This window comes from Nostoc linckia z4 (assembly GCF_002608075.1).
GTDB lineage: Bacteria > Cyanobacteriota > Cyanobacteriia > Cyanobacteriales > Nostocaceae > Nostoc > Nostoc linckia.
On the sequence record NZ_LAHA01000002.1, the window covers coordinates 151,261 to 165,233 of the forward strand.

The window sequence follows — 13,973 nt, forward strand, 5'->3', positions numbered from 1 at the left end:
ATCATGTTGAGCACCCTATCTAAGTGCAGCCAATTATTGCAATTAACTAAAATCCCTATTAGGGATTGAAACATCTTGTGTGGCATCTCCTTCCTCGGCCCCCAATTGCAATTAACTAAAATCCCTATTAGGGATTGAAACCATAGGGTTTATGCGAGCGAGTGTTGCTAGCGCTTTGGATTGCAATTAACTAAAATCCCTATTAGGGATTGAAACGGCTAACCAGAATTAAGCAGAAACCGACTACTAATTGCAATTAACTAAAATCCCTATTAGGGATTGAAACATAAAGCACGAGCATCGGATCGATACTTGGCACTATTGCAATTAACTAAAATCCCTATTAGGGATTGAAACGATTTTAATACTTATCGCCAAAAATTTAAGGCGGATTGCAATTAACTAAAATCCCTATTAGGGATTGAAACTCTGATTTTTGAGTTTGTACGAAATAAAAGCCTTGAAGTTACGCGGATTCTCAATGCAGAGGAAGATATAGCAAGCATTTGAGAACAAGAGGTCTATTGAATAGCGATCGCCATTATGATTGTATCGGTGGAGTACTGGCATTTGAGGTCATTTTTGCCTTATCGCCCTCAGACTTAGTACAATATTTCACCCATTCAGTGTATGGCGATCGCTTTCCTCTTTGGATATGCTTTAAGAAGTATTAAAACTAGGCTCCTATTTTTCGGTATCCGTATCTGAGCGATTGTAATTATTAAACTGACAAACTTGAGAAATTTAACAATGAAATCCTTTTCTATTCCCTTAATTGTTGTAATGAGCGCACTTGCTCTTCCCCAGAGTGCCTATGGTAACGAACAGAATGTCCCAAATGCAACAAGCGATGGCAATCAGGCTGAAGCTTTATTGACTCAACCCGCCTCCATTAATACTAAGTGGAGAAATTTTAGCGGACAGACTTTTAATCTCAGACCAACTTCTCAATCTATTTCAGGAGTCCAAGACCAAGAATGTGCAAAAATCAACCCCCTGGAAATCCTCAATAACCCGGAGTCATTCTTCAAGGAATGTCCGCAGCTAACAAACGCCCGAAGAAATCAAAATTATGAACCAGTTGAATATTTCAAGGTTCCTAAACTTGATTCTGGCATTAAACTAACAGTGACTCAATTTTAATTATAAAAAGTCTGCGATTCCCAGTTAACTGAGGTATCGATAATATTTTTAAACCCTCCAGGGACGCGGAGATTTCTACCTCAGCACACTAGGAAACGCTATATCTTATAATAATTGATACAAAAAAATGCATGAGATATTTATGCTGGCTGCTTTAGAGGTTGTTTGAAAAGTGATTGGCTGTGATTTTAATTACGTTCTTACCCCCCTTAGTCCCCCCTTGTAAAGGGGGGAAACAAGAAAAATCCAGTCCCCTCCCCTTTCCAAGGGGAGGGCTAGGGAGGGGTAAAAAAGATTTGATACATCAATCATGACTTTTCAAACATGCTCTTAGAACAAAGCAAAAAAGCTTTATCTCAATGTTTACCGAACCCATCAGTGAAATGTGTTTGCGGTTAACAGTCAACAGTCAACAGTCAACTACCACCAGTAGTTTTTTTTAGCGCGCATTAGCTGATTTATTTACTACCGCACAGCAAGCCGAACCGAATTAACCCGCGCTGATAACCGCGACGCATTAACCCCAGTGAAAGCGCCCCTTGAATGGTAGTCCAACCAGCGTTGAGTAAACCCCAAAGGGCTTGGGGAGTAAAAGCGGAATCAATGACTACATCCCAAAATGGTGCTACAGCCTGCGACCAATCAGCAGTGCGGATATTGTTTAATGGTAATTCACGGGCGATCGCTTCATACTCCGGTAAAGAAATTACATAAGGCAAACAATAAACTCGATAAATATCCTGTAAGTGCTTTTCCTCATCTGGCGTTAGTGGTGACTCAGCAGTTGGTCGATGACACCAAGTCACCATAATAAACGTACCACCAGGCTTCAGCACCCGATAACACTCTTGCATAAACTTGGTTTTATCTGGCATGTGTTCGCCACTTTCCAACGACCAAACCAAGTCAAAATAATTATCATCAAAAGGCATTTCTTGGGCATTGGCCACCTGGAATTTGGTTCTTTCACCCAAATTCGCCTCTAGGGCACGTTCTTTTGCTCTGGCGGCTTGTACGGGGCTTAATGTAATCCCTGTAGCTTCAGCATGAAACTTTTCTGTCAAGTATAAAGAACTACCCCCAATGCCACAACCCACATCCAAAATATTTTCAGCCGCCTCCACCTTTGCCCAACTGAGTAATTCTTCAATTAAGTCAATTTGTGCTTGACGACGGTTTTTTTTCTCCCCACCATCAGCCCCATAGTAGCCGTGGTGCATATGTTCTCCCCAAATCTGTTCCCAAAGACCAGAGGAAGCATCGTAGAATTGTTGAATTTGCTGGTATGGTGTTGCACTCATGAAAAAGTAGTCTCAAGATAAAGCATTGTTTAAAAAAACATATTCGTTAGGCTACCATGTATGTTTTTAATTAAATAAGGGTATTTTTGTTCCAGAGAAAGTAAGCCATGATATATCCTCATGGGAAACATTTCTCAACTTTACCTCAATCAACTGTTCTGAGCTTAATTTATACCATTGAAGAAGAATACAGAATACAGAATTCAGAATTCAGAATTCAGAATCAAGACGCTCGAAGACCCAATACTGATTGTAGACCACCAAATCTACGATTTTGTGGGGGTGCAAAAACGCTGATTATTCAGACGCCAGTCGCACAAAATACCCGACTGAATTCTGACTCTTGACTTCTGAATTCTTTTTGATAATTACAAATAATGCTAAAAACTCAAGCATGTACCAATCGATATTAATTTAGCTTTATTAATGTGTGAATTTTGAAATTTGAATTTTAAATTTATTATGACTGTTGCTCGGACAATTTGTTTGGGATTTTTGGCTGTCATTGCTATAGGGACTATCTTATTGATGATGCCTTTTTCCACTAGCAGTGGTACGTGGAATAACTTTATTGTGGCATTATTCACCTCTACGTCCGCAGTTTGCGTTACAGGTTTATCAGTAGTTGACCCTGGTACTTATTTTTCCTTTTGGGGTCAGTTGTTTATTGCCCTATTAGCTCAGGTTGGCGGATTGGGTTATATGACAACTACCACATTTCTGATTTTGCTCATAGGGCGTAAGTTTGATATGCGGCAAAAAATCGCAATTCAACAGGCTTTAGACCGACCGGGAATGAGTGGTAGTAGCCAAGTTATCCGCTCAATTATTGCCACAACATTGATTTTTGAAATTACTGGTGTCTTTTTACTTTTGCTGGCTTTTGTTCCTGAATATGGTTGGCAAAATGGACTGTGGTTAGCGATTTTTCATAGTATCAATGCTTGGAATAATGCCGGATTTAGTTTATTTAAAGATAACTTGATTGGCTATCAGTCATCTTTCTTAGTAGTCTTCACCATCACAACGTTGATTATTTTTGGTGGCATAGGCTATCAAGTAATATTAGAAATGTATCTTTGGTTGCGCGATCGCATTTTAAGAAAAACTAGTTGCCAAATATTTTCCCTAGACTTTAAAGTTGCCACCAGCACAACAATTATCTTGTTAATTCTCGGAACTATTGCGTTTTTCTGTATAGAAGTAAGAAATCCTGCAACATTTGGTTCGTTAAATTTCTACGACCAAATATTAGTAGCTTGGTTTCAATCAGTTACACCGAGAACTGCTGGCTTTAACACCATTGACATTAGCAAAATGACCACAGCTGGTTTATTTATTACAATTGCCCTCATGTTTATTGGTGCGAGTCCAGGTGGTACGGGAGGGGGTATGAAAACAACAACCCTGAGAGTCTTAACTAGTTGCACCAAAGCAATTCTACAGGGCAAAGAAGAAGTTTTATTATACGAACGCAAGATAGCAATATCTTTAATTTTGAAAGCCGTGGGTGTATTAGTGGGTTCGGTAACCACACTGATTTTAGCGACTACTTTAATCAGTCTCACAGATCCAACTTTGGATTTTATTCAAATTTTGTTTGAAGTAGTATCAGCCTTCGCCACCGTAGGACTTTCCACAGGTATCACAGGAACCGTATCCATAGCAGCCAAACTAATCTTAATTATCACCATGTACGTTGGACGAGTAGGTGTTTTGCTACTAATGTCCGCCATACTAGGAGATCCGCGGCCTACTAGAATTCATTATCCGGAAGAAAACTTACTGGTGGGATGAGGGAGATGAGGGAGACGAGGGAGATGGGGAGATGGGGAGACAAGGGAGAATAACTCCAAACTCCTAACTCCAAACTCCAAACTCATAACTCCTAACTCCAAACTCCAAACTCTTGCAAAAATCTTTCAAAGACTACTGCCGAGTATCCAGGGAACACACTAAAAACTTACTATTAGATTTTCTCATTAAGTAGTTCAGGTCTTACTATCGACCTCAGCAAAACTTGGGGTTAATTATTGGTACTTCTTTAAAACTTTCTGGTGGTTGGGGGTCTAAACCTTTGTCAGCAAAATGCTTATTCATCAGTGCTGGGACTTGTGATGCTTGAATTTGGCTGTAGCGGGTTTTATCGGGCATAACTACATTTGGCCCGCCTTTGCAGTTTTTCATACAACCAGTGCCCTTGATTGTAACTTGGTCTTCTAAACCGCGATCGCTTAAAGCAGCTTCTAAAGCCTGACAAACTCCTCTACCACCGCGTTTCATGCAATCAGACTTTTGACACACCAAAATTGTTGCTTTCGTCTTCGGTGGTCTTACCTTCCCACTATCAATTGATGGGGGTTCTTGTGGTGCAGCAATAGCTTGAACTCTCGCCATTTCAGAACGCGCCGCCATCACTCGTTCGGCTTTCAGTGTAACTTTGTCTTTTTTTATATCGTATTTTTTGTAACCAAAAACTTGTAGCCAAGTACCTCGTGGTAGCCGCAAATCAAAAGCAGCCCGTAAATGTTTAGCCAGTTTCACATAACATTCACCCTCATGAGTACTCAGCAATAAGCCCTTTAGCTTATAACCATCTTTCATAACAAAATCAATAAACCTGCCCTCAAGGCAAAATTCCGATACTTCTAAACTCTGACATGCACCCATTTTTTAACCTCCTTTTAACTCATACAAGCTAGCTACAGCGATTTTTTCAGCACCAGGTAAAAATTGGCCACGTAGATTAAGGCTTTTGATAACGACTTTTCCAGCAGCATTCAAGAGTCGAGATTTGGTCTTGACGAGAAACTGCAAATCGCCGCATCACACTCCAAAGTTGAATAGCCGCAGTGGGAGAACTAATTTCAACTTGTAATGGCTGATTAGTCACACAACTACACGGAATGTCCAACTCCTGTAGCCGTTGATAGACTTGCCAACGGTCTGCCCAATTAACTTCTACAACGTGTTTTTTTTCGACTTCTGAACTAGACGATTTCAAGAGAATTGCCCTCAAAGTGCAACAAACTTGCAGTAAATACCGCGATATAACTTCTTACTTTTGGAAAGTCATGGGAGTTTAACCTCTTAAAACCAGCATACCTTAAGTGCAAACAATTCTCATTAACTTTGAAAAAAAATAATTGCTGGGGATGGGGCATTGGGCATGGGGCATTGGGCATTGGGTATGGGGCATTGGGCATTGGGCATTGGGCATTGGGCATTGGGAGTTAGGAGTTAGGAGTTAGGAGTTAGGAGTGAGGAGTTAAGGATTATTTTCCTTGTCCCGTTGTCCTCTTCTCTCCCTCCCCATGCCCTATGCCCAATGCCCCATGCCCCAATCTCTGACATTCAACAAATAAATAAAATGATAATTTTTCTAGCTAATAATTAAAAATTTCGTCATAGCAAATAGGCCTTGCCATTATTATGAAAATGTTAGTATATAAAGACTAAGCAGTTAAAAACTGTAACTGTTAAAGAGCGAGGAGAACAATGTCTGAAACGCAAACTTTGTTACGAAATTTTGGTCATGTATATGACAATCCTGTACTGCTAGATCGCAGTGTAACTGCCCCAGTTACAGAAGGATTTAACGTTGTATTAGCTAGTTTTCAAGCACTTTACTTGCAGTACCAAAAGCATCATTTTGTAGTGGAAGGTGCAGAATTTTACTCTCTGCATGAGTTTTTTAACGAAAGCTACAATGAAGTGCAAGACCACATCCACGAAATTGGAGAGCGCTTGGATGGACTGGGTGGTGTGCCAGTTGCGACCTTCAGTAAACTAGCAGAATTAACCTGTTTTGAACAAGAACCAGATGGCGTATATTCTGCCCGCCAAATGGTAGAAAATGACCTAGCTGCCGAACAAGCAATCATTGGTGTGATTCGTCGCCAAGCTGCTCAGGCAGAGAGTTTAGGGGATCGGGCTACACGCTATCTCTACGAAAAGATTTTGTTAAAAACTGAGGAACGTGCTTATCATTTGTCCCACTTCCTCGCTAAAGACAGCTTAACCTTGGGCTTTGTTCAAGCTGCTCAAAGCTAAAACTCTCATAATCTAGATTTTTCTACCTACAGCGCAAGAAAAAATCAGCGGTATTAACTCTTAAAAGATTATAAAAGGTGGCAGAGAGTAGGATTCCTATTTCTCTGCCATTTTTAATCTAAGTCAACATATTTACATCAGAATTTAACCTTGAAAATATTTAGCAATTAGTTATTCAACATATATTTTGATATCGCTAAACTAGTTGTTATAAATAAACAGCCAAATATTTGTCATCATCAATCGGCATTTATTGAAAATTTTCATCAAAGTAAATAAAAACTATTTGCAAGAGCCAGGAGTAATTTAGCATCATAATTCAATAAAATTTAGAAATAGGAAATACTCTATTGAGTATGGGGCATTGGGTATGGGGGTGTTGACTGTTGACTGTTGACAGAGAAATTATTCTCCTTGTCCCCTCATCTTTGTCATCTCTCTAATCTCCCCGCCCCCGTTCAAGTTAGAAAACTTAATAATAAAAAGTACGATAGGGGGTAAACACCCTTAAAATAATCAGGATTTGTATTCTCGTACTCCAAGGCAAATACTATGCCCCGCCGTGATGACCTCCGGAAGATTCTACTGTTAGGCTCTGGCCCAATTGTGATTGGACAAGCCTGTGAGTTTGACTACTCTGGCACTCAAGCCTGCAAAGCGTTGCGAGAAGAAGGCTATGAGGTGGTGTTGGTCAACTCTAACCCTGCAACGATTATGACCGACCCGGAAACGGCCGATCGCACTTACATTGAGCCGCTGACCCCGGAATTGGTCGAAAAAGTAATCGCCAAAGAACGCCCTGATGCTCTACTCCCAACGATGGGAGGACAAACTGCTCTGAATATCGCTGTTGCTTTAGCCAAAAATGGCGCTTTGGAAAAGTACGGCGTTGAGTTAATCGGAGCCAAACTGCCAGCCATTGAAAAAGCCGAAGATAGAAAACTTTTTGGTGAGGCAATGGCAAAAATTGGCGTAGCTGTATGTCCTAGTGGTACAGCCGAATCCTTGGATGAAGCAAAAGCGATCGCTCGCGAAATTGGTACTTATCCCCTGATTATTCGTCCTGCTTTTACAATGGGCGGAAGTGGCGGCGGTATTGCCTACAACCAAGAGGAATTTGAGGAAATGGCACAGGTTGGTATCGATGCTAGCCCTGTTTCTCAAATTCTCATTGACCAGTCTTTACTCGGTTGGAAAGAATACGAACTCGAAGTGATGCGCGACCTTGCAGATAACGTGGTGATTATCTGCTCCATCGAAAACCTTGACCCTATGGGCATCCATACCGGGGACTCCATTACCGTGGCTCCCGCCCAAACCCTCACTGATAAAGAATATCAAAGGCTGCGGGATATGGCAATTAAAATCATCCGCGAGATAGGTGTGGAAACTGGCGGTTCTAATATTCAATTTGCCGTTAATCCTGTCACCGGAGATGTGGTGGTGATTGAAATGAACCCCCGCGTGTCCCGTAGTTCGGCTTTAGCTTCTAAAGCTACGGGTTTCCCCATTGCCAAAATGGCAGCAAAGTTGGCTGTAGGCTACACTTTGGATGAAATTAAAAATGACATCACTAAGAAAACTCCGGCGTCCTTTGAACCAACAATTGACTACGTAGTTACAAAAATCCCCCGCTTCGCTTTTGAAAAGTTCCCTGGTTCGGAACCAGTGCTGACAACGCAAATGAAGTCAGTGGGGGAAGCAATGGCAATTGGGCGGACTTTTAACGAATCTTTCCAAAAAGCACTGCGTTCTCTGGAAACCGGACGTGCTGGCTGGGGTTGCGACAAAGCCGAAAAATTACCCAGTGGCGAACAAATTCGGGCGCTGCTACGGACACCAAACCCCGATCGCATTTTTGCTGTGCGTCATGCCCTACAACTAGGAATCACTGCTGAGGAAATTTACGAACTCACAGGTATTGACCCGTGGTTCCTGGATAAAATGCAGCAAATTTTAGATATAGAGAAATTCCTCAAGCGCACATCATTAAAGGAATTGACAAAAGAGCAACTTTATGAAGTGAAGCGGAATGGATTTAGCGATCGCCAGATTGCCTATGCTACCAAAACCACCGAAGATGAAGTCCGCACCTATCGCCAACAATTAGGAGTCATCGCAGTTTACAAAACTGTGGACACCTGTGCAGCGGAGTTTGAAGCGTTTACTCCTTACTACTATTCTACCTACGAAGAAGAAACAGAAGTTTTACCAGCAACCAAGCCCAAAGTCATGATTTTGGGTGGTGGCCCTAACCGCATCGGACAGGGAATTGAGTTTGACTATTGTTGTTGTCACGCTGCCTATGCATTGAAGGCTGCGGGATACGAAACGATTATGGTCAACTCAAACCCAGAGACAGTTTCCACTGATTATGATACCAGCGATCGCCTTTACTTCGAGCCGTTAACAAAAGAAGATGTCCTAAATATCATCGAAGCTGAAAATCCTGTCGGCATAATAGTCCAGTTTGGCGGACAAACACCATTGAAGTTAGCTGTTCCACTGCAACAATATTTGCAAAGACTGGGGACTGAGGAAAACTCCCAATGCCCAATTCCCAAAATTTGGGGTACATCCCCAGATTCCATTGATATGGCAGAAAACCGAGAGCGATTTGAAAAAATTCTCAAGGAGTTGAATATTGCTCAACCACCCAACGGTATTGCTCGCAGTTACGAAGATGCGTTGATTGTGGCCAAACGCATTGGCTATCCAGTGGTGGTGCGTCCTAGCTATGTGTTGGGGGGAAGAGCGATGGAAATCGTTTATTCCGATGCCGAGTTGGAACGCTACATGACCTTTGCGGTGCAAGTAGAACCAGACCATCCAATTTTAATTGATAAGTTTTTAGAAAATGCCATTGAAGTCGATGTTGATGCCATCGCCGACCATACAGGACGAGTTGTCATCGGCGGTATTATGGAACACATCGAGCAAGCAGGAATTCACTCAGGAGACTCTGCTTGTGCCCTACCTTCCATTTCCTTACCACCAGCAGTTCTCAACCAAATTCGCACATGGACAGTGCAACTAGCCCAGGCCTTGTCAGTGGTGGGATTGATGAATATTCAGTTTGCCGTCATTGGTGCAAGCGGCTATTCTCCCCAAGTTTACATTCTCGAAGCCAACCCCCGCGCCTCCCGTACAGTGCCATTTGTTTCTAAAGCAACGGGCGTCCAGTTAGCCAAACTAGCCTCCTTAATCATGTCAGGGAAAACCTTAGAGGAGCTAAACTTCACCGAGGAAATCATCCCCACCCACATTGCTGTTAAGGAAGCTGTATTACCCTTTAATAAATTCCCTGGAACTGATACAATATTAGGCCCAGAAATGCGCTCCACTGGTGAGGTGATGGGGATTGACAGCGACTTTGGCCGAGCCTTTGCCAAAGCGGAATTGGGTGCTGGAGAGCGTTTACCACTAAGCGGAACCGTCTTTGTTTCAATGAGCGATCGCGATAAAGCAACTGCCGCAGTTGTGGTGAAAGAATTTATCGATTTGGGCTTTAACGTGATGGCCACACTTGGTACGCGCCGGGTTCTTCGCGAACAGGGCTTAGATGTTGAATTAGTACTGAAACTCCATGAAGGACGACCCCACGTCCTAGATGCAATCAAAAATCAGAAAATCCAACTGATTATCAACACACCTTCAGGAGAAGAAGCCCAAACCGATGCCAGGTTAATTCGCCGCACAGCCTTGGCTTACAAAATCCCTATCATAACCACCATTGCAGGCGCAAAAGCTACCGTCGCCGCCATTCGTTCCTTACAAAATACGACCTTGGATGTAAAAGTCATCCAAGAATATTGCAAGATTGCGAAAAAGTAGGGAGTGGTGAGATCGGGAGATGGGGGAGATGGGGGAGATGGGGGAGATGGGGAGATGGGGAGATGGGGAGATGGGGAAAAGGTTAAAGGGAAAAGGAATAAATTTAGTCTTTCCCCTTTACCCTTTACCCTTTACCCTTTACCCCTTTCCCTTTACCCCTTTCCCTTTACCCTTTACCCCTTTCCCTTTCCCCATGCCCCATGCCCAAAAATTAAACAATTGTTATAAGAGAATGACTATAGTTCTCATTGAGATATTTTAACAAATATGAGGAAGTTTCTTTTTGCCAGATAAGTAGTGAAATCCTCTTTGAGGCTTTATTGAAAGGAAAAAACTACTTCATAAACTGGAATAACCAGGAAATTTATTCAGATATATAGCCAAAACCTTATCAGAAAGGTTACAATTGTTAATATTAATCTAATAGAAGAATGTTTAAGAAATTACCTTTTATCTAACTGTAGATACTTGTGGAAAGTAGGAAAAAACTGTAACTTTTAGCAGTTAAGAAGCTCAATTTTGATTATTTATGAGCAGCCGAATTTATCCGGCGCGTAAGTTGCAAAGCATAAGTATGGGTTCCCACTCACACTGGGTAGCACCCATAGAGAGCATCTATCCCTGAATGACCCTACCATCAAACCCATCATCACCAAAGAGTAGCGCCATGAAGACCGCTCAGACAGCCACAGACCTCGTGCGGACTTACCTGCGTGAGATTGGCCGTGTGCCACTCTTAACCCACGAGGAAGAGATTTTCTATGGTAAGCAGGTGCAACGTTCAACGGCTTTGCACGAATCGCGGGAAAGTCTTGCCAACCAGTTAGGTCGCGAACCAACTCTAGAAGAGTGGGCGAAAGCAGCACTATTAGAACCAGAAGAGTTGAACGAAGCGATCGCTGATGGTGAAATTGCCAAGCGCAAGATGGTAGAAGCCAATTTGCGGCTAGTGGTGTCCGTTGCTAAAAAGTACATTAAGCGCAACGTCGATTTACTGGATTTAATCCAAGAAGGTAGTATCGGAATGCAACGCGGTGTAGAAAAGTTTGACCCCACCAAAGGTTATAGATTTTCTACCTATGCCTATTGGTGGATTCGCCAAGCTATCACCCGTGCCATAGCGGAAAAAGCGCGTACTATTCGACTGCCTATCCACATAACTGAAAAATTAAATAAAATTAAAAAAGCACAGCGGCAATTGTCTCAAAAATTGGGACGCGCTCCCACAGCCAGCGAGCTAGCTCAAGAATTGGAATTGACCCCGAAGCAAGTGCGAGAGTATCTAGAAAAGGCGCGTTTGCCTCTTTCGTTGGATTTGCGCTTGGGTGATAACTACGACACCGAACTTGGTGAAATGCTGGAAGATCCAGGAGCATCTCCAGAAGAATTTGTCATGCAATCTTCCTTATCTTATGACTTAGAACGCCTCATGGGCGATCTAACGCCACAACAAAGGGAAGTAATTACACTGCGCTTTGGATTAACTGACGGCCAAGCACTGACTCTGGCAAGAATTGGTGAAATCCTCAATATTAGCCGGGAACGAGTCCGCCAAATCGAACGGGAAGCCTTGACCAAACTTCGTAAATCCAAAGCCAACATAGATGAATACTTGGCAAGTTAGTCATTGGTCATTAGTCATTAGTCATTAGTCATTAGAGTGTTGACTGTTGACTGTTGACTGTTGACTGGTGACTGGGGAATTATATTCTCCTGTGCTCCTCTGCTTCATCTCCCTATCTCCCCATACCCAATGTCTCATAACTACTGACCAATTGGTGAGAAAATACGCTGGTTTTGGTACGGTTACACCCACTTTCAACAATAGGAGAGCCTGTTACATTATTTAACAGGAAGACTAAGTAAATTAGTTACAACAAATACCCAAAAGGCATTTAGTCTCCAAATTACCAATACCGTAGCTAAAAATTCTAGCCAAGGAGATAGAAAATGAATAATCCATCCAATCGCGTTTCAGAATTTTTCAATGGGGAATCAGAAACTAGCGATTTGCTATGGCAATACGTTAAATCCTTAAGTCCTGAGACAGTTACCCAACTATCTAAACCTACTTCTCCCGAAGTTTTTCAAGTGATGGAACGTAACATCACAGGACTATTGGGAAACCTACCTTCAGAACACTTTGGCGTTGCAATAACCACAAGTCGCGAAAGTCTGGGTCGGCTTTTGGCCTCTGCGATGATTAGCGGTTATTTCTTGCGTAACGCTGAACAAAGAATGAATTTTGAAATCGCCTTACAAGGAACTGAAACTAACAACAGCGAAATTGACTAAAAGCATTACAGCAGAATTGGGAAGTCAAACAGATTTATCACTTAATTTTGAGACTCATGGTTGTGTATTTGACCTGAGTTGTATAGCAACAACCAAGGTGTTTAGGACATCAAACATATGCTAAAACTCAGACACAAAAGACTTTTTACCCAATCACCAGTCCCCAATCTCCAGTTTGTGGCTATAGTTCGCTGTAAAATTCAGGAAATTTAATATGATTGGGCTAAAGTCACTCACAGTCATGGCTAGCATAGAATTTCCCTTAATGCATTACATAAGTATTTGACCAAAAGCAAAGTACAAGCGAACTTGAATTGAAATTGATACTCAAACAGTGCAGAGGAATGCAGAATTTTTAATTCATTTTTCTCGAAACCTGGTTAATTTGGGAATTAGTCAAATCAGAGGCGCATTTTTAAATGAATAACAAAAACGTGTGCATAAACAATCAGCGATAAATCAGATTCGCAATCAATACAAACTCGGCAGATTTAAAACTAGTCTGCCGAGTTTTGTTATAAGGTGTTGGGAGTGTTGAGTGTTGACTGTTAACTGTTGACTGGTCAATACGGTTCGGATAAGCAGTAGTATGAACTTCCCTTGTGGTCTGGGAAAAGGTTAAGGCGTAAGGGGATTTGGATGTATTTGAAACCTTTCCCTTTCCCCTTTCCCCTTTCCCCTTTAACCGAACCGTATTGGATGAGTGGGGAGTTATTATTCTCCCCTACTCCCTTGCCCCTCTACCACATCTCCCTTGTCTCCCACCCTACGGATTGGCGCTAGCGTCTCTTAAAGAGAAGCTAAAGCTACATCCCCCACACTTCCCATCTTCCACTTCCATAAACCATGAATCCAACTACTTCTTTCCCGCCTCATAAAATCATTGGTGTTGCCGTAATTTGGAATGACCAAAAGCAAATCTTAATTGACCGCCGTCGTCCACAAGGAGCGATGGGTGGTTTGTGGGAATTTCCTGGTGGTAAGGTTGAGCCTGGTGAAACCATCCAAGAGTGTATTCAAAGAGAAATAACAGAAGAACTGGGAATAGCAATTGAAGTGGGAGAACATTTAATTACTGTCGATCATACTTATACAGATTTGCGCGTTACCCTAACAGTACATCAGTGTCGTCATGTTGCAGGTGTTCCCCAACCTTTAGAATGCGACGAAATTCGCTGGGTAAGCTTGAAAGAACTTGAAAAGTTTGATTTTCCGAAAGCAAATATTCAAATTATTGATGCTCTTAAGGGGAGATGAGGGAGAGAATAATAACTCCCCACTCACCCAGTATGGTTTGGGGAAAGGGGAAAGGGGAAAGGATAGACTTCTAAGAGAAGTCGGGAAAAG

Annotated in this window: 12 protein-coding genes and 1 CRISPR repeat array (1 of these 13 running past the window's edge); of the genes, 8 read left to right on the forward strand and 4 right to left on the reverse strand. The window is 42.1% G+C overall.

What is annotated here, in order from left to right:
- A CRISPR array of direct repeats spans nucleotides 1-428; the repeat unit is 37 nt; unit sequence ATTGCAATTAACTAAAATCCCTATTAGGGATTGAAAC (it extends 1,260 nt beyond the left edge of the window).
- A 322-nt stretch (nucleotides 429-750) separates the two neighbouring features.
- Nucleotides 751-1,143 carry a hypothetical protein gene (locus VF06_RS02930; RefSeq protein WP_099069772.1) on the forward strand — a complete coding sequence of 131 codons (393 nt, stop codon included), beginning with the start codon at nucleotides 751-753 and terminating at the stop codon, nucleotides 1,141-1,143.
- 458 nt (nucleotides 1,144-1,601) lie between these two features.
- On the opposite strand, the gene VF06_RS02935 is transcribed toward VF06_RS02930, so the two are convergent.
- On the reverse strand, nucleotides 1,602-2,444 hold the full coding sequence (locus tag VF06_RS02935; RefSeq protein ID WP_099069773.1) for a methyltransferase domain-containing protein: 843 nt from the start codon (nucleotides 2,442-2,444) through the stop codon (nucleotides 1,602-1,604).
- Between the two features lie 462 nt (nucleotides 2,445-2,906).
- On the opposite strand from VF06_RS02935, the gene VF06_RS02940 reads away from it, so the two are divergent.
- On the forward strand, nucleotides 2,907-4,241 hold the full coding sequence (locus VF06_RS02940) for a TrkH family potassium uptake protein (RefSeq protein ID WP_099069774.1): 1,335 nt from the start codon (nucleotides 2,907-2,909) through the stop codon (nucleotides 4,239-4,241).
- Between the two features lie 213 nt (nucleotides 4,242-4,454).
- Here the strand turns inward: VF06_RS02940 and VF06_RS02945 are convergent, their stop codons facing one another.
- The 3 genes from VF06_RS02945 to VF06_RS40215 form a co-directional block, all read right to left on the reverse strand.
- On the reverse strand, nucleotides 4,455-5,114 hold the full coding sequence (locus tag VF06_RS02945) for a (2Fe-2S) ferredoxin domain-containing protein (RefSeq protein ID WP_099069775.1): 660 nt from the start codon (nucleotides 5,112-5,114) through the stop codon (nucleotides 4,455-4,457).
- Nucleotides 5,115-5,190: 76 nt separating this feature from the next.
- A complete protein-coding gene (locus VF06_RS02950; RefSeq protein WP_099069776.1) occupies nucleotides 5,191-5,448 on the reverse strand; it encodes an Asr1405/Asl0597 family protein in 258 nt (85 codons plus the stop codon).
- Nucleotides 5,435-5,671 (reverse strand): hypothetical protein, encoded by a 237-nt coding sequence (locus VF06_RS40215; protein ID WP_180267239.1) that lies wholly within the window; start codon nucleotides 5,669-5,671, stop codon nucleotides 5,435-5,437. Before VF06_RS40215 ends, VF06_RS02950 begins: the two co-directional genes overlap by 14 nt.
- 271 nt (nucleotides 5,672-5,942) lie before the next feature.
- Here VF06_RS40215 and dpsA point away from each other — a divergent pair, with 271 nt between their 5' ends.
- The 6 genes from dpsA to mutT all read left to right on the forward strand — a co-directional run bounded on the left by dpsA (nucleotide 5,943) and on the right by mutT (nucleotide 13,883).
- Nucleotides 5,943-6,497: a DNA starvation/stress protection protein DpsA gene (gene dpsA / locus VF06_RS02955; protein ID WP_099069777.1), complete on the forward strand. Its 555-nt coding sequence runs from the start codon at nucleotides 5,943-5,945 to the stop codon at nucleotides 6,495-6,497.
- 552 nt (nucleotides 6,498-7,049) lie between these two features.
- Nucleotides 7,050-10,331: a carbamoyl-phosphate synthase large subunit gene (carB, locus tag VF06_RS02960; protein ID WP_099069778.1), complete on the forward strand. Its 3,282-nt coding sequence runs from the start codon at nucleotides 7,050-7,052 to the stop codon at nucleotides 10,329-10,331.
- Between the two features lie 3 nt (nucleotides 10,332-10,334).
- Complete coding sequence (locus VF06_RS40220) at nucleotides 10,335-10,559, forward strand: hypothetical protein (protein ID WP_180267238.1); 225 nt, start codon at nucleotides 10,335-10,337, stop codon at nucleotides 10,557-10,559.
- Nucleotides 10,560-10,998: 439 nt separating this feature from the next.
- The gene (locus VF06_RS02965) at nucleotides 10,999-11,955 is read left to right on the forward strand and encodes an RNA polymerase sigma factor, RpoD/SigA family (protein WP_099069779.1); all 957 of its coding nucleotides are present in this window, start codon (nucleotides 10,999-11,001) and stop codon (nucleotides 11,953-11,955) included.
- Nucleotides 11,956-12,281: 326 nt separating this feature from the next.
- The gene (locus tag VF06_RS02970) at nucleotides 12,282-12,626 is read left to right on the forward strand and encodes a DUF760 domain-containing protein (protein ID WP_099069780.1); all 345 of its coding nucleotides are present in this window, start codon (nucleotides 12,282-12,284) and stop codon (nucleotides 12,624-12,626) included.
- Between the two features lie 846 nt (nucleotides 12,627-13,472).
- Entirely contained in the window at nucleotides 13,473-13,883 is a 411-nt protein-coding gene (gene mutT, locus VF06_RS02975; RefSeq protein ID WP_099069781.1) for an 8-oxo-dGTP diphosphatase MutT, read from the forward strand.
- The last annotated feature ends 90 nt before the right edge of the window (nucleotides 13,884-13,973 follow it).

Bases quoted from the DNA above. Each gene is read 5' to 3' on its own strand.
- carB (WP_099069778.1), top strand. From the start codon at position 7,050: ATGCCCCGCCGTGATGACCTCCGGAAGATTCTACTGTTAGGCTCTGGC.
- VF06_RS02945 (WP_099069775.1), bottom strand. From the start codon at position 5,114: ATGGGTGCATGTCAGAGTTTAGAAGTATCGGAATTTTGCCTTGAGGGC.
- VF06_RS02930 (WP_099069772.1), top strand. From the start codon at position 751: ATGAAATCCTTTTCTATTCCCTTAATTGTTGTAATGAGCGCACTTGCT.
- VF06_RS02935 (WP_099069773.1), bottom strand. From the start codon at position 2,444: ATGAGTGCAACACCATACCAGCAAATTCAACAATTCTACGATGCTTCC.
- dpsA (WP_099069777.1), top strand. From the start codon at position 5,943: ATGTCTGAAACGCAAACTTTGTTACGAAATTTTGGTCATGTATATGAC.
- VF06_RS02970 (WP_099069780.1), top strand. From the start codon at position 12,282: ATGAATAATCCATCCAATCGCGTTTCAGAATTTTTCAATGGGGAATCA.
- VF06_RS40215 (WP_180267239.1), bottom strand. From the start codon at position 5,671: ATGCCCAATGCCCAATGCCCAATGCCCAATGCCCCATACCCAATGCCC.
- VF06_RS02940 (WP_099069774.1), top strand. From the start codon at position 2,907: ATGACTGTTGCTCGGACAATTTGTTTGGGATTTTTGGCTGTCATTGCT.
- mutT (WP_099069781.1), top strand. From the start codon at position 13,473: ATGAATCCAACTACTTCTTTCCCGCCTCATAAAATCATTGGTGTTGCC.
- VF06_RS02965 (WP_099069779.1), top strand. From the start codon at position 10,999: ATGAAGACCGCTCAGACAGCCACAGACCTCGTGCGGACTTACCTGCGT.